Source organism: Nocardia sp. NPDC059236 (genome assembly GCF_042754085.1).
GTDB lineage: Bacteria > Actinomycetota > Actinomycetes > Mycobacteriales > Mycobacteriaceae > Nocardia.
The window spans coordinates 14,529-33,563 of sequence record NZ_JBHZAF010000007.1; the positions used below are offsets into that span (position 1 = coordinate 14,529).

Consider the following 19,035-nt stretch of genomic DNA (forward strand, 5'->3'; position numbering starts at 1 on the left):
ACATCTTGCACATACCCCTGGGGGGTATTAACTTGATCTTTCGTAAGGCACCGAAGCAGTTGAGAGGGAAGAGAAATGACCACCCAGGCGCACACCGGACACCACGACCACGCGGCTCACGGCGATCACGCCGCGAGTGCTCACCACGTGGCCCCGGTCGACCACACTGCTCACGCCCACCATGCCGATCACGCGGCCCACGCCGGGCACGGCGATCACGCGGCTCATGCGGCCCACGAGGCGCACGGAGCCCACGGCGGCCACGACGGCGGCCTGCCGGGCGGACTCCAGATCACCCAGGACGGTTACACCCTCGACCTCGCCGAAAAGGTCGTGGCCGCAGGCGAAATCGAGTTCCGGTTCCGCATCCTGGGCCCGGACGGCCTGCCCGTCAACGACTTCGACGCCATCCACGACAAGGAACTGCACCTGATCGTCGTGCAGCGCGAGCTGACCGGCTTCTGGCACGTGCACCCGGAGCGGCAGGCCGACGGCACCTGGACCGTCCGGCTGAACCTGCCAGAGGCGGGCGCCTACCGCGCCTTCACCGATATCGCGCCGCGCGCCCTCGGCACGACCATCACGCTGGGAGCCGATTTCGCCATCGCGGGCGACTACCGGCCAGGCACCGCGCCGGAGCCGAAGCGCACCATCACCGTCGACGGCTACCAGGTCACCCTGGACGGTGATCTGGTTCCCGGCGAGGGCCGCCTGCTCACCCTCACCGTGCGCAAGGACGGCGCGCCCATCACCGATCTGCAGCCCTACCTGGCGGCCTACGGCCATCTGGTGATCCTGCGCGCCGGCGATCTGGCCTACGTCCACGTGCACCCGAACGGCGAGCCCGGCGACGGCGTCACCGCGCCCGGCCCCGACATCACCTTCCACACCGCCGTTCCCGGCCGCGGCACCTACCGGCTGTTCCTCGACTTCAAGCACGCCGACAAGGTCCGCACCGCCGCCTTCACCCTGCCCACCGTCTGACCACACCGGCCCGGATCGGAGAAGCCGTGTGCGACTGCCGATGTCCCCGGAGCGCGACAACCGAACAACGCGGTCCGCAGCGCCGGACGACACGCGGAAGGGCATCCGGATGGCTGCCCTTCCTGCTGTCGGCCCAGGTAGAAGCGCCCTCGCCGTCTCTCACAGGGAACTCCCAGCCGACCTGAAGCTCGGTTCAAAACCCGCCGCCTAGGCTCCGCGAGGTCAATCGGAATCTGGGAACACAGGAAGGCGGGTGGCATGTCGACCATCACCAGCGTCGCGGGCGATGCGGCCTCCTCCGGAGGCGGCGACGCCTCCATCGGGGAGGACAACGCAGCCTTGTCGGAGGGTAGGCGCGCGTCGCGGTGGGCGACGCTGCTCACCCCGCCCGGGCAGCCGCGCTGGGAGCGACCGGCCACCCTGGCGCTGCTGATCGCCACGGCCGTCGTCTACCTGTGGGGCCTCGGCGGCGCGGGCTGGGGTAACGGCTACTACGCCGCCGCCGTGCAGTCCGGCACCAAGAGCTGGAAGGCCCTGCTGTTCGCGTCGCTGGACCCGCAGAACTCCATCACCGTCGACAAGCCGCCCGCCGCCATGTGGGCGATGGGCCTGTCCGGCCGCATCTTCGGCTTCAACTCCTGGTCCATGTTCGCGCCGCAGGCCCTCATGGGCGTGGCCGCGGTGGCGCTGCTCATCGCCGCGGTGCGGCGCTGGGCCGGACCGGCCGCCGGCCTCATCGCCGGTGCGGCGCTCGCGGTGACCCCGGTGGCGGCCATGATGTTCCGCTTCAACAACCCCGACGCCCTCATGCTTCTGCTGCTGGTGGCCGCCGCGTACTGCACGGTGCGGGCCATCGATGCCCGCGGCGAGCGCTTCTGGTCCGGCAGCACCGGCTGGCTGGTCGGCGCGGGCGTGCTCATGGGGTTCGGCTTCCTCGCCAAGATGATGCAGGCCTTCCTGGTGCTGCCCGGCCTCGCGCTGGTGGTGCTGGTGGCCGGTGCGGGCGGATGGCGCACGCGCATCACGCAATTGGCGTCCGCGGGCGTGGCCCTGGTGCTGTCCGCGGGCTGGTATGTGGCGCTGGTCGAACTGTGGCCCGCCGGATCCCGGCCCTACATCGGCGGTTCCACCAGCAACAGCCTCTGGGAACTGGCCGTCGACTACAACGGCCTCGGCCGGGTGCTGGGGAACAAGAACGGCGGCGGCCACCGGCCCACGCCGCCCCCGATGCCCACACCGGATCCGGCCCAGCATGCCGACCCGTCCCAGATGCACGGCGGCTTCGGCGGTTTCGGTTCGCAGCCCGGCCTCACCCGCCTGTTCAGCGGTGAGCTCGCCACCGAATTCTCCTGGCTGCTGCCCGCCGCGCTGATCGCCCTGATCGCCGGACTGTGGCTGACCCGCCGGCTGCCGCGCACCGATCGCGTGCGCGCCGGCCTGCTGCTGTGGGGTGGCTGGCTGCTGGTCACCGGGGCCGTGCTCAGCTACATGAGCCGCAGCTTCCACTCGTACTACGCCATGGAACTGGTGCCGGCGATGGCCGCGCTGATCGGCATCGGCGCGGCCCAATTGTGGCAGCGCCGTACGCATCTCGCGGCCCGCGGCACCCTCGCGGTCATGTCGCTCGCCACCGGCGGGTGGTCGTTCGTGCTGCTGCACCGCACCCCCGAATGGCTGCCGTGGCTGCGCTGGACGCTGGTGGCGCTGTCGGTGGTCGCCGCGGCCGTGCTGCTGATCGCCCCGAAGCTGCCGCGCTTGGCGCTCGCCATCGGCGTCTTCGCCCTGCTCGCCGGTCTGCTCGGTCCCACCGTCTACACCCTCGAGACCGTCGCCCAGGTGCACAATGGCGGCAGCCCGACCGCCGGTCCGCCCCGCAGCGAACACGGTGGCGGCCCCGGCCAGCGCGGCGGCGTGGCCGACCCGCAGATCGCCGGCCTCATCGCGGGCAGTGACACCCGTTGGGCCGCAGCGGCTATCGGCGCTCAGGACGTCAGTTCGCTCGAATTGAGCACGGGCAAGGCGCTGCTCGCGGTCGGTGGCTTCAGCGGTCGCGACGATTCGCCGACGCTGGCCCAGTTCCAGCAGTACGTCGCCGACCACCAGATCGGCTACCTGCTGGTGCGTCAACGCGAGGAATCCGGACAGGACAACAACTCTCGGGGTGGCCGGCCGAATGCCGGTCAGCCGAGCAACCCCCAGTCCGGCCCGGGCAATTCGGAGTCGGATCAGTCCACGTCCGCCCAGATCACCGCCTGGGTGAAAGCGAACTACCCCGTCACCAAGATGGGCAGCGTGGAGGTCTACAACCTCAACCCCTGACCGGGAACAGCATCGACGGGCATGCACTGGTGCGGGCACCAGTGCATGCCCGTCGTATTCGCGCCCGGGTGGAACGAATTCGGGCCGGGGACCGACCAGTTCGGTGAGAGGAATTCGGCGGATGCGAGGGGCGGGGCGGCCGTGGATAGCTACAGTGACGGACGACAGCTGGGGCCGGGTGGGAGGTCGGCGATGGGCGACGTGCGCGCGCAGGTGGGGGTGCTCGGCCCGGTGCAGCTGACCATCGACGGGGTGTCCCAGCCGCTGGGCGGGCCCAAACAGCGCGCTGTGCTCGCCTACCTCGCGATCAATGCCAATCGTCCGGTATCCGTCGAGGCCCTCGCCAGCGCGGTCTGGGAGGACAATCCGCCGCCCGACGTACGCGTCAGCCTGCACGCCATCATCTCCAATCTGCGCAAGCCGCTGCGCGATGGCGGCATCGACGCCCGGAACATGCTGCAGCACATGGGCACCGGCTATCGCATCGTGCTCGCGGACCCGGCCTGCGATGTCTTCCGCTTCCGTGCCCGCCGCGAGAACGGCCTGCGCGCCCTCGCCGCCGGACGGTTCGCCGCCGCCACCACCGCCCTCTCCGACGCGCTGGCCCAGTGGCGCGGACCGGTCCTGTCCGATCTGCGCGGACTCGGCTTCGCCGACGCCTACGCCGTCGCCCTCGGCGACGAGCGCATCGGCGTCATCGAGGCCCGCGCCGAGGCCGATATCGCCCAGGGCCGCGCCGAGGGCGTGGTCTCCGAACTGGCCCTGCTGGTGCGCGATCATCCCCTGCGGGAATCGCTCTGGGAGCAGCTGATCACCGCGCTCTACCTGACCGGCAGGCAGTCCGACGCGCTCGAGGCGGCCCGTCGGCTGCGCGGCATCCTCGCCGAGGAACTCGGCATCGATCCGGGGCATCGCATCCGGGAGCTGGAATCGCGCATCCTCCGCCAGGATCAGCTCAGTGTGCCGGCGGTCGCGGCGGCCTCGGCCACCCGCGCCACCACCATCGTGGACCGCAGCTGGCACGAGCCCCAGGCGCTGCTGCGCGACCGCTCCGGGAACGTCTTCCCGGTGACCGGCTCCACGACCCGCATCGGTCGCCTGTCCGACAATGACATCGCGCTCGCCGACGGCCGGGTCAGCCGCCACCACGCGCTGCTCATCGACAACGGGCACACCTGGGTGATCAAGGACCTGCACTCCTCCAACGGCGTCTACGTCGATGGCGCACGGGTTGCCGACAGCGGATTATTGTCCGATGGAGCGGTGTTGCGCATCGGCGATACCGAACTGGTCTTCCTGCTGGTTCGCGACGAGGACAACGCCGGCTGAACAGTAGTGAATGCCACATGACAGATCCGCGACGTCCGGAGCCAATGATTAACTGACCCTTCATTACTGATCCCCCTCACCGCCACGAACCCCCAAGCTCGGTCGGCGATCCTCAACGGTAGCCGTTCCTATGCTCACAGGGGTTGCCATGGATCGGAGGCTTTTTCTGAAGCACGCCGCGCAGCTGGGTGGTGCGGCCGGAGCCATGTCGATGCTCCCGCCGAGCCTGGTGCAGGCCTGGGCCGAACCGGCCCCGCCCGGCGGCTGGGACCGGATCGAACACGTGGTCGTCCTCATGCAGGAGAACCGCTCCTTCGACCACTACTACGGCTCCATGGCCGGCGTGCGCGGCTACGCCGATCTCAATGCGCTACAACTGTCCACCGGACGCTCGGTTTTCCACCAGCCCGACGGCGGCCGGGTGGTGCTGCCGTACCCCACCACGCTGCAGAACATCGACGGCACCGATCACGGAACCCGCACCGGCCATGACGCTTTCGCCTTCGGCCGGCACGACGGCTGGATCCCCGCCAAGGGCGAGGGCACCATGGTCGGCTACGACCGCGACAGCCTGGGCTTCTACTACCAGCTCGCCGAGGCGTTCACCCTGTGCGACGGCTACCACTGCTCGGTGAACGGGCCCACCGACCCCAATCGCATGTACCTGTTCACCGGCACCGTGGAAAACCCACTGGCCCTGGACAATTTCGCGGAATCCCTGCAGGTCTCGCTGTTCGCCGACGATCTGAAACTGCGCTGGATGCGCAGCCTGCCGGTCGCCGGGATCGTGGACGCCGTACTGGGGATGGTGCACGGACTGACCAGCGCCCTCCCGCACTCGGTCGCCGAATCGCTGGCCGGGCTGATGGCGCCGCGGACCGGCAATCTGTTCCTCTACGACGCGCTGCTCGGCCCCGACGCCGGACGCTGCGTCAACGACATCATCTTCGGCCTGCCCTGGACCACCTACGCCGAACGTCTCCAGGAGCGCGGCATCGGCTGGCGCGTCTACCAGGAGTGGGACAACTACACCGACAATGCGCTCGAGTTCTTCCTGCCCTTCCGCGAGGCCGCGCGGGCCGCGCTGAAGTACACCAACGGCGGTCGCGGGGTCGCCTTCGAGAACTTCTTCCGCTATTACACGGACCTGCAACGGGATCCGAGCCTCGAACCCGCCTACGCCGCCGACCTGAAGCGGGGCCTGGACGAGCTGTCGGCGGGGCAGCGGGCGCTGGTGGAGCAGGGGCTGCTGCGGGCGCGCACCGGCACGCTCGTGGAATCCTTCCGCACCGATGTGGCGACCGGACGGTTGCCCACGGTGTCCTGGATCGTCGCGCCCTACGTCGACTGCGAGCATCCGGTCATGGGCCCGCGCAATGGGCAGGCCATGGTGCGTGGGGTGCTGGAGGCGCTCGCCGAACACCCGGACGTCTGGAACAAGACGGTATTCATCCTCAACTACGACGAGAACGACGGGTACTTCGACCACATCCCGCCGCCGGCGCCGCCGGAGGGCGCGACCGGTGAATACTTCGGCCGCCACAATGTCGGCCTCGGCGCGCGGACACCCGCGATCATCGTGTCGCCGTGGAGCAAACAGGCCGTCTGCTCCGAATTGTTCGACCACACCTCGGTGCTGAAGTTCCTGGAGCGGGTCACCGGTGTCGCCGAACCGAATATCAGCCCGTGGCGGCGGGAGGTGTGTGGCGACCTGTCCTCGCTGTTCGACTTCGGCGCGCGCCGCACCCTCATCCTGCCCACCGCCGCCCCGCGCGCCGAGCAGACGATGTCCGGTGTCGCGCAACCGCTTCCGTTCGTGCAGCGCCTGCCGAAGCAGCAGAACGGCAGCAAGGCGCGGGTACCGCTGCCGTACCGGATGCAGGCCCGGTGCGCGCCCAACGGGCAGGGCGGGATCACCCTCACCATCGACAACGGCGGCACCGGCACCGTGCACTGCCGGGTGCATCCGAACGCCTTCGCCGCGGACTTCACGCCGACCCGCTTCGACATCCCCGGCGGGGGCACTGTCGCACAGGACTTTCCGGTGGTGAACGGTCGCTACGACTATTCGGTGTACGGCCCCGACGGCTTCCAGCGCCGCTTCGCCGGCGATCTCACCGGTCCGTGCGGCGCGCTGCGGGTCACCGCCGCCGCGGCCACCTCCGGCAGGCGCAAGCTCTCCTGGGTATTCGAAAATGGCGGGACGCAACGTGTTTCGGTCGCGGTGGTCTCCCATGCCTACCGGCACGACGGGCCCTGGACTATCGATATCGCGGCGGGCGGGACCGAACGGCGCGAGATGTCCTGTGACGCCGACGCCGAGGGAGCAGGCTGGTACGACTTCTCGGTGACCGCCGCCGCCGATGCCGGATTCTGGTGCCGGGCACGCGGATTCGTGGAAACCGGGGCCGCCGGAAGGACCGCCGACGACGCGGCGCCCTTCGATCGGCTGCTGCTCGACCGGTCCCTCTACGAGCCCGGCCGGGACCTGGTCGTCAGCTATGGCCTCGCGGGCGCGGTGGCCGGGCATCGCCTCGCCGTCTACGCCGATCCCGGTGGCCTGGCCGCCGCGGTGCCCGCCACGCCCGCGCTGCGCACCCTCACGCTGGGGAACGGGGTGACGCGGGATCAGGTGGTCCTGCCGGTCATCGCCCAGCCGGGCGCGGCCGATGCAGCGGTCGCTCCGGTAGCGGGCCTGCGGCAGGTCGGCGCGGCCGCGGTCCCGGCCGACGCGGCCCTGCGGTCCGGTCCGCTGCCGACGGGCTCCTACCTGCTGCATCACCTGGATGATGCGGGCCGGCCGCTGGCCCATCCGGTGCGTTTCCGGGTGCTCTGATCCCGACTTCTTGGTACATCGGGACAGTTGTGCAACAGGTTCTAGACATATCGTGAGTTTTGTCTTACCGTCGGTTCATGAGTTCAACGGCGTCTCATGGGGTGCGATTCGAACTGCGCTCCGGCGAAACCTGGCGCGACCCGTATCCCATGTATTCCCAGCTGCGCGACCACGATCCGGTCCACCGGGCCGTCCCGGAGGGCCGCGAATCCGACGACTTCTACGTCCTGTCCCGGCACGCGGACGTGTACGCGGCCGCGCGCGACCCCGAGACCTTCTCCTCGGCCTCCGGCCTGACCGTCGACTACGTCGACCTGCTGGCCGCCGGATTCGGCGCCGCCAAGCCGTTCGTCTTCATGGACCCGCCCGACCACACCGACTTCCGCCGCCGGGTATCACCGGGATTCACACCCCGGCAGGTCAATTCGGTCGAACCCGAGGTGCGCGCCTTCGTCATCGAGCGCATCGAGGGGCTGCGGGCCGCGGGCTCCGGCGATATCGTCAAGGACCTGTTCAAGCCCCTGCCCACCATGGTGGTGGCGCACTATCTCGGTGTGCCGGAACAGGATCGGGGCAAGTTCGACGCGTGGACCGAGAACATCGTCGGCGGCGCGGTCGAGGGTGCGGGGCTGGCCGCGGGCGACCAGAACGCCTTCACCGCTGTCGGTGAAATGGTCGGCTACTTCGGCGAGCTCATCGACCGGCGGCGTAAGGAACCCGGCGACGACACCATCTCGCACCTGCTGGCCTCCGGGCTCGGCGCGGACGGCGACAACGAGGGCCTGCTGGCCATGCTCGGCTTCGCCTTCACCATGATCACCGGCGGCAATGACACCACCACCGGAAACCTCGGCGGCGCGGTGCAACTGCTCACCGCCTTCCCCGAGCAGCGCCGCCTGCTGGTGGAGAATCCGGCGTTCATCCCCGATGCCGTCGAGGAATTCCTGCGTATGACCTCCCCGGTCCAGGGTCTGGCTCGGACTGCCACCCGCGATGTGGAGCTGCACGGCGTCACCATCCCCGCGGGCCGCCGCGTGCTGCTGCTCTACGGGTCGGCGAACCGCGACGAACGCGAATTCGGGCCCACCGCTGCCGAACTCGACGTGCGCCGCAATCCCAAGCGCATCATGACCTTCAGCCACGGCCACCACCACTGCCTCGGCGCGGCCGCCGCCCGCATGGTGGCACGGGTCGCTCTGGAGGAACTGCTGGCCCGCTGCCCCGACTTCACCGTCGATCTCGATACCGTGCAGTGGGCGCACGGCAACTACGTGCGCTGGCCGATCTCCGTCCCGTTCCGGGCGACAGCCTGACCGACTCCGGGCCGGCCACCGCGCAAGGTCGGCCCGGTCGCACCGTCCGCGCACCGCGCGGGCAGAGTGTGAACGAGTGGGTCCGTGGCGGCTGCCCCGCCGCCGGACCCGCGAGCATCGAAGGGACATCCATGAGCCGAGACTGGCTGGCCGACGACCGCGCCGACCTGGCCGCCGAGCGCATCCTCGATGCCGCCGCGCGCCTGTTCGCCGAGCGCGGCGTCACCGCGGTCGGCATGGGCGATATCGCCAAGGCGGCCGGATGCTCCCGCGCGACCCTCTACCGGTACTTCGAGAACCGGCAGGCCGTCCGCCTGGCCTTCGTGCACCGCGCCACCCGCCGCATTGCCGGGGGCGTGTTCGAGCAGGTCGCCGCGATCGAGGATCCGGGCGAGAAGGTGGTCACCGCCATGCTCGGCGCGATCCACGCGGTCCGGGCCGACCCCATGCTCATCGCCTGGTTCCGCCCCGGCGAATCCGGCGCGGCCGGGCGCATCAGCCAGGACTCCGACGTCATCGAATCCATTGCGGCGGGCCTGTTCACGCCCACCGCCCTCACCGATCCCGAACGCAGCCGGCTGGCCCGCTGGCTGACCCGCATCATCGTCTCCTTCCTCGCCGCCCCCGGCCGCGACGACGCGGAGGAGCGCGCCATGCTGGAGGAGTTCGTGGTGCCGGTCGTCAGCCGGGCCTTCGTGTGAGCCGCGGGGCCGTCGGCCCGAACGTCGGGCGCCCGGCGTTCGATAGGCTGCCTGCTCATGTCCGCTCCACGTTCGCTGGCCGAAGTCCGCACGCGCATCGACGTTCTCGACGGTGACCTGATCCGGCTGCTGGCCGAGCGACAGGAGCTGGTGCGCGCGGCCGCCACTTTCAAGGCCGACGAGCAGGCCGTGCGCGCGCCCGATCGCGTGGAGCGGGTCGTGGCCCTCGCCCGCGAGCGTGCCGACGCGACCGGACTGGCGCCTGCCGTCGCGGAAGCGGTGTGGCGGGCCATGATCGGAGCCTTCATCGACCTCGAGCTGGACGAGCACGCCGCCCGGCGCTGAACGTGCCGGACCCGGGCGGCGATGTCGGATCGATCGATCAGCGGCTTGCCCGGTGGCCGACGTGGTGGCCGTAGAGGCGGTCGGACAGCGCGGAGGCGAGGTCGGTCACGGCTTCCCGTGCCACCCGCATGGGCATGGCGTGGAAGACGTGCCAGAGATTGCGGTACTCGCGGTGCCGCAGGGGCGCAGCCGATTTCGCCGCGAGGGCGGCGAAGCGGTGGGCGTCCCCGGCCAGTAGATCGTCGCCCGCCGAATGCATGACGATGGGCGGCAGGCCGGTGATGTCGCGGTACAGCGGGGACCGGGCGCGGCGCTCGTCCTCGGGGACACCCGGCAGGTAGGCATCCATGAACTGCGTCATGAGCGGCGGGTTCAGCAGCGGCTCCCGACTCGGATCGCACTGGAACGCCGAGGAATTCGCGGTCAGATCCAGCACCGGGCAGATGAGGCCGAGGATCGCGGGTTGCGGCCAGTGCTTCTCGCGCAGCCGCAGGGCCAGATCCAGCGCCAGGCCGCCACCGGCCGAATCACCGACCACCGCAATGCGTTCGGCCGGGATGCCCGCTGCGAGCAGGGCTCGATAGGCGGCGACGGTGTCGTCGATGGCGGCCGGGTACGGGTGCTCGGGGGCCAGCCGGTAATCCAGGGCGTGCACGGTCGTCCCCATGGCCGCCGCCAGCGCACCGGTGAGGGTGCGGACCATGCGCGGCATGCCGATCACATAGCCGCTGCCGTGCAGGTACAGCACCGCGGCATCGGCGGGCGCCGAACGGGGAGTGAGAGTTTCGACCGGTATGCCGCCGAGTCGACTGGTCTCGACGGCGATACCGCGGGGTGCCCGGGCGAAAGTGGTGCCCGCGCCGACCCGGGCGCGGACCCGGGACCAGTCGGGGGCGGGGCCGAACCACCAGTGGCCCACCAGGCGGGAGAGCAAGCGCCAGAACGCTATTTCCACGATCTCACTTCCGGCTCTCGACGCGCTGATTCAGGTCGTAGTCGACCGGATCCGGTGCGCTGCGGATCAGCTTCTCGTAGCGCCCCGGGGTCCACGGCCACAGCTCGGGCAGCCCGTCCTTGCCGAGGTACCAGCTGGTGCAGCCGGTGGTCCACACCGTGCTCGGGGCGGCGGCCCGCATTCGAGCGTTGTAGCGGTCGGTGGCGGCGCGGGTGGGGGCGACGGTCGCGAATTCACCTGCCTGCCACCGCCGCAGCCAGCCGACGATGCGGGCGGACTGCGCCTCGGCGACCGCGGTCAGCGGATGATTGGCGAAGGGGCTGTGCGGGCCGACGAGCATGAACAGATTCGGGAAGTCCGGCATCATGACGCCCTCGAAGGCGCGCGGGCCCTGCTCCCAGGCCTGATCCAGGGTACGGCCGTCCAGTCCGGTGACGGCCATCGGGCGCATGAAAGCGTGCGAGTCGAATCCCGTTGCCAGGACCAGGATGTCGAGCTCGTGCAGGCGGCCGTCGGTGGTCACCACGCCGCGCTTCTCGACGTGATCGATGCCCTCGGTCACCAGCGTGACATCGGGGCGCTGTACGGCCTGGTAGAAGCGGTCGGACACCACCAGCCGTTTGCACATGGCCTGATAGTCGGGCGTCAGCTTGCGCCGCAGTTCAGGATCCTTGACCGACCGTAGGTTTCGCTCCACCACCCACTGGATGAACCCGCGCACCCGGCCGGGATGCACCAGGCCCTGCGAGAACACGGCGAAGGCGGCGCGATTGAACCAGTACGGGAGTGCGCCCAGCGCGGGGATCAGCGAGTAGAGCCGCTTCGACACTCGCGTGTACGACCGGTTCACCGTGGGCAGGATCCACTGCGGAGTGCGCTGGAACAGTACGACTTCCGGCACCGTGCCCGCGAGCGCGCTCACCAGCTGGGTGCCGGTGGAGCCGGTGCCGATCACGCCCACCCGCTTGCCGGTCAGCTCGACATCGTGCCGCCAGCGCGCGGAATGCATGACCGGGCCGCCGAATTCGTCCAGGCCGGGGATATCGGGCCGGCTCGGGTGATGCAGGAAACCCGTTGCGCACAGCACGAAGTCGACGCGCTGGGTCACGCCGTCGGAGGTGGTGAGCTGCCAGCCGTCGCCTTCGAACACCGCGCCGGTCACCTCGGTCCCGAAGCGGGTGCGCCGGTGCAGTCCGTGCTCGCGCGCCACCCCGACCAGGTAGTCCTTGATCTCCGGTCCGGCCGAATACAGGTGTGACCATTCGGGATTCATGGCGAACCGGAATTGGTAGTACCGCGAGGGCACGTCGCACACCAGGCCCGGATAGCTGTTGTCGCGCCACGTGCCGCCGTACTCGTCGGCCTTCTCGTACAGGGTGAAGTCGGTGAATCCGGCCCGCTGCAGAGCTACGGCCATGCAGATCCCGGAGATTCCGGCGCCCACGATGGCGATCCGCGGTGTGTTCATGGGACGCGAGCCTAGACAGATGTCCGACATGGTGGGAAGACTTTCGAGTAAATCAGTAGACATTCCGTCATTCGCTAGACACAGTGTAAAGCCACTGCTACCGTGTGCGCCAGATCACAAGCACGAGGCAAGGAAGCACGATGCGCGCACTCCAGTGGACCGGCCCGGAAAAGGTGCAGATCAACGACATCCCGGTCCCGGACATCGGACCCACCGACCTACTGGTGAAGGTCGGCGCCGCGGGCGTCTGCCACTCCGACCTGACGCTGGTCAACTTCCCGATCCAGCTGCGCGAGGATCCGCTCACCCTCGGCCACGAGATCGCCGGCACCATCGAGGCCATCGGCTCGGACGTGAACGGGCGCGAGATCGGCGAACGCGGCGTCGTCTACCTGTTCTGGACCTGCGGCGTCTGCCGGGAGTGCGTGAGCGGCAACGAGAACGTCTGTCTCGCGGCGGGTCGCGTCGCCATGCCGCCCTGTCCCGGACTCACCATCGAGGGCGGCATGTCGGAGTACGTGCGGATTCCGGCGAGCTCGTTCGTGCCCATCGGCGACCTGGACTTCCTGCAGGCCGCGCCGGTCGCCGACGCCGCCCTCACCGCCTACCACGCCATTCGCGGTGCGCGCGAAGCACTCCGGCCCGGCGGCACCGCGGTCGCCATCGGCATCGGCGGGCTCGGGCACGTGGCGGTGCAGATCCTGCACGCCATCTCCGGCGTGCGGGTCATCGCCGTGGACCAGGCGCAGGAGAAGCTGGACCTGGCCGCCGACTGCGGTGCGGAACTCGGCATCCTCTCCGGCGGCGACACCGCCCAGCAGATCCTCGACCTCACCGACGGGCGCGGCGCGGACGCCGTCTTCGACTTCGTCGGCGTGGACTCCACCGCCAAGCTGGCCTGCGAGACAGTCGCCCCCAACGGCGCCTACCGCATGGTCGGAATCGGCGGTGGCGCACCGGAAATCACCGCCGGACCGGCCGGCGGCCCCGGCTGGCCGTGGGGCGCGACCGTGCGGAAATCGCTGGGCGGCACCCGTAGCGACCTGCACGCGTGCGTGGCTCTCGCCCAGGCGGGCAAGCTGCACATGGAGGTCGAGCGCTTCGACCTCGCCGAGGGGCCGGAAGCCTTCCGCCGCCTGGACGCGGGCCAGATCCGGGGGCGCGCGGTCCTGGTGCCGTGACCGATTCGCGAATGAGCCCGAGACAGGCCGGACGAATCAGCCTGCGGCGGGCTCCATCTCGCCGAGGAACTTCGCGAGGCGCGCCGCGATCTCGTCCGGGAACTCGCCGTTGATGGCGTGCGAGGCCTCCGGCCAGACCTCGAATTGACCACCGGGCACCAGCTCCCGGCGGTATCTCATTGCAACCCCGCGATGCGGCGCTCCAGCCAGCGGCGGGATTCGGCGTCGCGGGCGTGGACGAGGACCTTGCGGCGGGCGGCGGGGGAGAGCGCGGATAGGAGGCGGGCCAGGCGTTTTCGGGTATCCCAGCTGATCAGGTAGCGGACCGCGCCGGCGATGGCGGCGTCGTCGGCCAGGTCGACGGCGCGGGCGAAATCGGTGCGGTTCTCCAGATCCAGGAACTGGGCCGGAATACGTTCGTGCGGCGGGTGACCCGAGTAGGCGCCGGTGCCCGCGGCGTACCAGGCGCACAGGCGCAGGATTCGATCCACCGCATCCGGGTACGCCGCCGACAGCACGGCACCGGCCTCTGCCACCTGGGGTCCGGTCAGACCGCCGTCGGAGGTGGACGTATCGAGAAAAACGTCGGTGTAGGGCATGAGTGGTGTGGGGATCTCGGCCGCCCAGAGCCGGGCGGTGCGGTCGATTTCGGCCTGGCGCTGCTCGGCCACACGGTATTCGCGCAAAGGAACGGCGATGCCGCGCACGGCCAGCCATTCCAGCGAGCGGACGCCGTCGGCCAGCAGCGCGTCCTGGGGCCAGCCGTCCCAGCGGATCGAATACCCGTGATGCAGGGTCACCGTGGTGAGCGGACGCTCGTCGGTGTCGAAGAAGTCCAGCACCACATCGCCCCAGCACATGCACACGAAACCGGACAGGTCGGCAATGCGCAGGGCGTCCCGCAGCGCTCGTACGGCAATCGGGTCCCGCTCCTCGAGCAGGGTCGGGCCGTCCCCGGGCATCTCCCTGACCCGGACGCTGTGCGCATGCGCCAGCACCCGATCCAGCGCGACCGGATCGCCGCCCGCGGACGTTCCCCCGAAAGCCATACCGAAACACTAATCCGCCCACCGGTCCCCGGCGTGGTGTTGCGACGGCACGCGGGTGCCTTCTCGGTGACCAGCCTGTTGCTGAACTGGTACGTACCAGCTGATGATACGGTGCCGTGTGACGCCGATAACTCGCCTGATGGTGACCGACCGGTGAGAACTGCATTGTTGCCGAGAAGCCAGATTTAGGAGAGACAGTGGCGATATCGGACTCCTCGAGAGACGCTGCCGGTCCCGCTGCCCAACGCACCACCGGACTGTTCCGCACCAAGAGCGTCGAACAGTCGATCCGGGACACCGACGATCCCGATGCCAAACTTCGCAAGGAACTGACCTCGTGGGACCTCACGGTCTTCGGCGTCGCGGTCGTGGTCGGCGCCGGTATCTTCACCCTCACCGCGCGTACCGCGGGCAACATGGCCGGACCCGCGGTCTCGCTGGCCTTCGTCTTCGCCGCCGTCGCCTGCGGCCTGGCCGCCCTCTGCTACGCCGAATTCGCCTCGACCGTCCCCGTCGCGGGCAGCGCGTACACCTTCTCCTACGCCACCTTCGGTGAGCTGGTCGCCTGGATCATCGGCTGGGACCTCATCCTGGAGTTCGCGCTCGGCACCTCGGTGGTCGCCAAGGGCTGGTCGCAGTACCTGGGCACGGTCATGGGCGGGCATCAGCCCATCTGGCACTTCGGGTCGGTCAAGTTCGACTGGGGCGCGGTCGTGCTGATCGCCGTGCTCGGCGTGCTGCTCGCCCTCGGCACCAAGCTGTCCTCGCGGGTCTCCGCGGTCGCGGTCGCCATCAAGCTGGCCGTCATCGCGCTGGTGGTCGTGGTCGGCGCCACCTATTTCAAGGCCTCGAACCTGAAGCCCTTCGTCCCCGCATCGGTCCCGAACGCGGACTCCGGCAGCGCGAGCAAGCTGCAGCAGACCCTGTTCCAGCTGGTCACCGGCGGCGGCAACAGCCACTACGGCTGGTACGGCCTGCTGGCCGCGGCCTCCATCGTGTTCTTCGCCTTCATCGGCTTCGACGTGGTCGCCACCGCCGCCGAGGAGACCAAGGACCCGCAGCGCAATGTGCCGCGCGGCATCCTGGGCTCGCTGGCCATCGTGACCGTGCTGTACGTGGCGGTCTCGCTGGTGCTCACCGGCATGGTGTCCTACAAGGACCTGCAGGGCAACGACGCCACCCTCGCGACGGCCTTCGCCCTGCACGGCGTCACCTGGGCCAAGAACATCATCTCCGTCGGCGCGCTGGCCGGTCTGACCACCGTCGTCATGGTGCTGTTCCTGGGCCAGACCCGCGTGCTGTTCGCGATGTCCCGCGACGGCCTGATGCCGCGCCGGCTCGCACACACCGGTCCCAAGGGCACACCGGTGCGGATCACCGCCATCGTCGGCGTCATCTGCGCGGTGCTGGCCGGGTTCGTGGACTTCGGCACCCTGGAGGAAATGGTCAATATCGGCACGCTGTTCGCGTTCGTGCTGGTGTCCATCGGCGTGGTCGTGCTGCGCCGAAGCCGGCCGGATCTGAAGCGCGGCTTCCGGGTGCCGCTGGTGCCGTTCATCCCGATCCTGTCGGTCATCGCCTGTGCCTGGCTCATGTTCAACCTGTCGGTGGAGACCTGGCTGCGGTTCGTCATCTGGATGGCGCTGGGCCTGGTCGTGTACTTCGCCTACGGCCGAAAGCACTCGGTGATGGCCCGCGCGGAGGCGAAAACCGGTAGCTGATCGGGTGCTCGAGTTTGGTGCTGGTGGTGTGTCTTCCATACGCCACCTCGCGGAATGCGGTTCAATTGCTCTGAATATTGAGAGTTGTGCCACAAGTTCGGCCCATCAGCACCGTCTCAGCATCCCGAGAGGAACCGATCGTGAGCATGCTCCTCGCTGTGCATGACGCCTACACCACGGTTGTCGCGCAGATCGGCAACCCGACCCCGGAGACCCCGCCCGTAGCGGACAAGCTGATGAAGCTGGTCCGCTACTTCACCTGGTTCACCATGCTGTCCGGCGTCACCGCCATCACCTACGGCGGTGGCCGGTTCGCCTGGGAGAAGTGGAGCGGTGGCGGCCTCGAATCACCGAAGATGGTGGCCGGAGCGATGATCGGCGGCGTCACCGCCACCAGCGCCGGCACCATCATGAACGCCGTCATCGGCAATTAGAACCACTCTCGTAACTCGCGGCCATACCTCCCAAGGCCGTGGCCTCGCCCCCGGAACCCCATTGGGGGACCGAGGCTTGCGGGTGCGCCGGATACCGGCGCACCCGTTTGCTTCTCGCTGCTAGCTCTGGCCCAGCATGGTGTTCATCTGAGTGATCTCCTGCTGCTGGGCGGTCACGATGGACTGGGCCAGAGCCTTCGATTCGGCGTTGGCGCCCTGTGCCAGTTCGGTATTCGCCATGGTGACCGCGCCCTGATGGTGCTCGATCATCATCTGCATCCACAGCTTGTCGAAGTCCGGGCCGGACAGGCCCTCCAGCTTGGTCATCTGGTCCTTCGACATGATGCCGGGCATGTCGTGACCCATGTCGCCGCTCGGTGCGGGCTTGCCGAAACTCTGCAGCAGCGTGGTGATCTGCCGCATCTCCGGCGACTGCGCCTGTTCCACGGCCGTGGCCAGGGTGATCAGCTGCTGGTTCTGCGAGCGGGTGGGCACCAGCTTCGCCATCTCCACGGCCTGCGCATGATGCGGGTACATCATCTGCAGGAACGTGACGTCGGCGGCGTTGAAGTCGCTGCGGGTGGCCGCCGGCGCCGAGGTGCCGGTCGTGCCGTGATCCATGCCGGGCATGCTGCCGTGATCCATGGCCGTGGTGGTCGAGGACGGCGCGGCCTTCGAGGTGTCGCTGTCATTGCTGCTGCAGCCGGCGGCGATCAGGGCAGTGGCCGCGGTGCCGGCGATCAGGGCGAGCTTGATCCGGGTGCTGAACATGGTCGAACTCCTTGGTGGGTGCTGGCGAATCGGAAAATGAGCAGGCGAAAACCCGCGTCCGCGTGGGGGATACGCGGCCGCGGCGGCCCATCAGATCCGCAGGATCGCCAGTTCGGCCAGGGAGAGCACCGTCCAGGGCGGTGGACGGGCGTGATGCGCGCGCGGGTGGCGCGGTGTCGAGGTGGCGGCGTCGCGGCGACCGATGCCGACCCAGGCCAGCACGGCCAGACCCAGTCCGAGGAGCAGTGCGGCGAGCACGAACAGACAACCGTGCATTCCGGCGTGGCCATTGCCGCAATCGCCGCCGCAGCCGGGCATGGACATCTCGTGGTCGTCGCCCGCGGCCATCGCGATCGGGGCGATACCCGTCATGGGCAGAACGCCGTCGTGCAGGTGCTCGGTCATGACGGTCGCCGGGCTCCCGGCGTGGTCGCCGGTCATGCGGTCGTGGCTCATGCCGAGGACGAGCGCGTGCATGGCCACCAGCCCGGCCAGCAGGGCGAGCAGCCCGAAGGCCCGGATGAACCGGGTGCCTCGGGGCTGCTGCTCGATCACGGCGGCCATTCTACGGACCTGCCGCCGACCCGGGCCGGATACCCCCTGTCGGTATCGTCGCGGGACGCGCCCGCCTCGCCATCGCGAGGATCGGCGGGGTGGGCGGTAGCCTGACGGCCGTGTCACAGCGCGAACTGGTCATTCTGGGGACGGCCAGCCAAGTACCGACCAAACAGCGCAATCACAATGGCTACCTGCTGCGGTGGGATCGCGAGGGGTTGCTGTTCGACCCGGGGGAGGGCACCCAGCGGCAGATGAGCTTCGCCGGTGTGGCCGCCAGCGGGATCACCCGCATCTGCATCACCCACTTCCACGGGGACCACTGCTTCGGCCTGCCGGGTGTGCTGGGCCGCATCAGCCTCGACGGGGCGCTGCATCCCGTGGACGTCTACTTCCCGGCGTCCGGCGAGGTCTACTACGAACGGCTCATCGATTCCTCGGCGCACAACCGCCAGGTGGAGCTGCACCCGCACCCGATCACCGACGCCGGTGAATTGCCGCCGCCGGGAGCCGATTTCACCCTGCGCGCGGAGCGGCTGTCCCACCCGGTCGAATCGTTCGGCTATCGCCTCGACGAGCCGGACAGCCTGCGCTTCATTCCCGAGCGGTTGCGTGAACTGGGATTGTCCGGGCCGGTCGTGGGTGAACTGCAGCGGCGCGGCGAAGTCGAGATCGGCGGGCGCACCGTCACTCTCGACGAGGTGAGCGAGGCGCGGCCGGGACAGAGTTTCGCGTTCGTCATGGACACGCGGCTCTGCGACGGCGTCCACGACCTGGCCCGGGGTGTGGACATGCTCGTCATCGAGTCCACCTTCATCGACGCCGATGAGCACCTGGCGGTCGAATACGGTCATCTCACGGCCGGGCAGGCGGCGGAGGTGGCGGCGCGGGCGGGGGTCCGCACCCTGGTACTGACCCATTACTCGCAGCGCTACCGCACCCTGGACCAGCATTTGGCCGATGCCCGGGCCCATTTCGACGGGGAGATCGTGGTGGCCGAGGATCTGATGCGCATTCCGGTTCCGCCGCGCCGCTGAGCGGGCGGCCTCGCAGCTGGGGGTGCGAAGTTTCCGT

At 69.3% G+C, this 19,035-nt stretch carries 17 protein-coding genes; 11 read left to right on the forward strand and 6 right to left on the reverse strand.

Annotated elements, in window-relative coordinates:
* Positions 1–75 precede the first annotated feature (75 nt).
* The 7 genes from ACFXIV_RS19370 to ACFXIV_RS19400 all read left to right on the forward strand — a co-directional run bounded on the left by ACFXIV_RS19370 (position 76) and on the right by ACFXIV_RS19400 (position 9,827).
* Positions 76–984, forward strand: coding sequence for a hypothetical protein (locus ACFXIV_RS19370; protein WP_379393678.1), 909 nt, complete (start codon positions 76–78; stop codon positions 982–984).
* 258 nt (positions 985–1,242) lie between these two features.
* Positions 1,243–3,303: a glycosyltransferase family 39 protein gene (locus ACFXIV_RS19375; protein ID WP_379393680.1), complete on the forward strand. Its 2,061-nt coding sequence runs from the start codon at positions 1,243–1,245 to the stop codon at positions 3,301–3,303.
* Between the two features lie 192 nt (positions 3,304–3,495).
* Complete coding sequence (locus ACFXIV_RS19380) at positions 3,496–4,632, forward strand: BTAD domain-containing putative transcriptional regulator (RefSeq protein WP_379393682.1); 1,137 nt, start codon at positions 3,496–3,498, stop codon at positions 4,630–4,632.
* Between the two features lie 148 nt (positions 4,633–4,780).
* Positions 4,781–7,468: an alkaline phosphatase family protein gene (locus tag ACFXIV_RS19385; RefSeq protein ID WP_379393684.1), complete on the forward strand. Its 2,688-nt coding sequence runs from the start codon at positions 4,781–4,783 to the stop codon at positions 7,466–7,468.
* A 77-nt stretch (positions 7,469–7,545) separates the two neighbouring features.
* Positions 7,546–8,781 carry a cytochrome P450 gene (locus ACFXIV_RS19390; protein WP_379393686.1) on the forward strand — a complete coding sequence of 412 codons (1,236 nt, stop codon included), beginning with the start codon at positions 7,546–7,548 and terminating at the stop codon, positions 8,779–8,781.
* A 131-nt stretch (positions 8,782–8,912) separates the two neighbouring features.
* On the forward strand, positions 8,913–9,482 hold the full coding sequence (locus tag ACFXIV_RS19395; RefSeq protein WP_379380153.1) for a TetR/AcrR family transcriptional regulator: 570 nt from the start codon (positions 8,913–8,915) through the stop codon (positions 9,480–9,482).
* Positions 9,483–9,539: 57 nt separating this feature from the next.
* The gene (locus ACFXIV_RS19400) at positions 9,540–9,827 is read left to right on the forward strand and encodes a chorismate mutase (protein WP_379393688.1); all 288 of its coding nucleotides are present in this window, start codon (positions 9,540–9,542) and stop codon (positions 9,825–9,827) included.
* Positions 9,828–9,864: 37 nt separating this feature from the next.
* Here the strand turns inward: ACFXIV_RS19400 and ACFXIV_RS19405 are convergent, their stop codons facing one another.
* Positions 9,865–10,782, reverse strand: coding sequence for an alpha/beta hydrolase (locus ACFXIV_RS19405; RefSeq protein ID WP_379393690.1), 918 nt, complete (start codon positions 10,780–10,782; stop codon positions 9,865–9,867).
* A 4-nt stretch (positions 10,783–10,786) separates the two neighbouring features.
* Positions 10,787–12,250, reverse strand: coding sequence for a flavin-containing monooxygenase (locus ACFXIV_RS19410; RefSeq protein WP_379393692.1), 1,464 nt, complete (start codon positions 12,248–12,250; stop codon positions 10,787–10,789).
* Between the two features lie 140 nt (positions 12,251–12,390).
* Between ACFXIV_RS19410 and ACFXIV_RS19415 the strand changes: the two genes are divergently transcribed.
* Positions 12,391–13,431, forward strand: coding sequence for an NAD(P)-dependent alcohol dehydrogenase (locus tag ACFXIV_RS19415; protein ID WP_379380145.1), 1,041 nt, complete (start codon positions 12,391–12,393; stop codon positions 13,429–13,431).
* Positions 13,432–13,467: 36 nt separating this feature from the next.
* On the opposite strand, the gene ACFXIV_RS19420 is transcribed toward ACFXIV_RS19415, so the two are convergent.
* Positions 13,468–13,611, reverse strand: a complete 144-nt coding sequence (locus ACFXIV_RS19420; protein WP_379393694.1) for an alpha/beta fold hydrolase — start codon at positions 13,609–13,611, stop codon at positions 13,468–13,470.
* Positions 13,608–14,480, reverse strand: coding sequence for a hypothetical protein (locus tag ACFXIV_RS19425; protein WP_379393696.1), 873 nt, complete (start codon positions 14,478–14,480; stop codon positions 13,608–13,610). Before ACFXIV_RS19425 ends, ACFXIV_RS19420 begins: the two co-directional genes overlap by 4 nt.
* 197 nt (positions 14,481–14,677) lie before the next feature.
* On the opposite strand from ACFXIV_RS19425, the gene ACFXIV_RS19430 reads away from it, so the two are divergent.
* The gene (locus ACFXIV_RS19430; protein ID WP_379393698.1) at positions 14,678–16,201 is read left to right on the forward strand and encodes an APC family permease; all 1,524 of its coding nucleotides are present in this window, start codon (positions 14,678–14,680) and stop codon (positions 16,199–16,201) included.
* A 146-nt stretch (positions 16,202–16,347) separates the two neighbouring features.
* Entirely contained in the window at positions 16,348–16,635 is a 288-nt protein-coding gene (locus tag ACFXIV_RS19435) for a hypothetical protein (protein WP_356995903.1), read from the forward strand.
* Between the two features lie 120 nt (positions 16,636–16,755).
* Here the strand turns inward: ACFXIV_RS19435 and ACFXIV_RS19440 are convergent, their stop codons facing one another.
* Both ACFXIV_RS19440 and ACFXIV_RS19445 read right to left on the reverse strand, forming a co-directional pair.
* Entirely contained in the window at positions 16,756–17,406 is a 651-nt protein-coding gene (locus tag ACFXIV_RS19440; protein ID WP_379393700.1) for a DUF305 domain-containing protein, read from the reverse strand.
* 90 nt (positions 17,407–17,496) lie between these two features.
* A complete protein-coding gene (locus ACFXIV_RS19445; RefSeq protein WP_379393702.1) occupies positions 17,497–17,961 on the reverse strand; it encodes a DUF6153 family protein in 465 nt (154 codons plus the stop codon).
* 119 nt (positions 17,962–18,080) lie between these two features.
* Between ACFXIV_RS19445 and ACFXIV_RS19450 the strand changes: the two genes are divergently transcribed.
* Positions 18,081–18,998, forward strand: a complete 918-nt coding sequence (locus ACFXIV_RS19450; RefSeq protein ID WP_379393704.1) for a ribonuclease Z — start codon at positions 18,081–18,083, stop codon at positions 18,996–18,998.
* Positions 18,999–19,035: the final 37 nt, after the last annotated feature.

Excerpts from the sequence above, each read along its gene's own strand:
- ACFXIV_RS19370 (WP_379393678.1), top strand. The coding sequence starts at position 76 with ATGACCACCCAGGCGCACACCGGACACCACGACCACGCGGCTCACGGC.
- ACFXIV_RS19375 (WP_379393680.1), top strand. The coding sequence starts at position 1,243 with ATGTCGACCATCACCAGCGTCGCGGGCGATGCGGCCTCCTCCGGAGGC.
- ACFXIV_RS19380 (WP_379393682.1), top strand. The coding sequence starts at position 3,496 with ATGGGCGACGTGCGCGCGCAGGTGGGGGTGCTCGGCCCGGTGCAGCTG.
- ACFXIV_RS19385 (WP_379393684.1), top strand. The coding sequence starts at position 4,781 with ATGGATCGGAGGCTTTTTCTGAAGCACGCCGCGCAGCTGGGTGGTGCG.
- ACFXIV_RS19390 (WP_379393686.1), top strand. The coding sequence starts at position 7,546 with ATGAGTTCAACGGCGTCTCATGGGGTGCGATTCGAACTGCGCTCCGGC.
- ACFXIV_RS19395 (WP_379380153.1), top strand. The coding sequence starts at position 8,913 with ATGAGCCGAGACTGGCTGGCCGACGACCGCGCCGACCTGGCCGCCGAG.
- ACFXIV_RS19400 (WP_379393688.1), top strand. The coding sequence starts at position 9,540 with ATGTCCGCTCCACGTTCGCTGGCCGAAGTCCGCACGCGCATCGACGTT.
- ACFXIV_RS19410 (WP_379393692.1), bottom strand. The coding sequence starts at position 12,250 with ATGAACACACCGCGGATCGCCATCGTGGGCGCCGGAATCTCCGGGATC.
- ACFXIV_RS19415 (WP_379380145.1), top strand. The coding sequence starts at position 12,391 with ATGCGCGCACTCCAGTGGACCGGCCCGGAAAAGGTGCAGATCAACGAC.
- ACFXIV_RS19420 (WP_379393694.1), bottom strand. The coding sequence starts at position 13,611 with ATGAGATACCGCCGGGAGCTGGTGCCCGGTGGTCAATTCGAGGTCTGG.
- ACFXIV_RS19425 (WP_379393696.1), bottom strand. The coding sequence starts at position 14,480 with ATGGCTTTCGGGGGAACGTCCGCGGGCGGCGATCCGGTCGCGCTGGAT.
- ACFXIV_RS19435 (WP_356995903.1), top strand. The coding sequence starts at position 16,348 with ATGCTCCTCGCTGTGCATGACGCCTACACCACGGTTGTCGCGCAGATC.
- ACFXIV_RS19440 (WP_379393700.1), bottom strand. The coding sequence starts at position 17,406 with ATGTTCAGCACCCGGATCAAGCTCGCCCTGATCGCCGGCACCGCGGCC.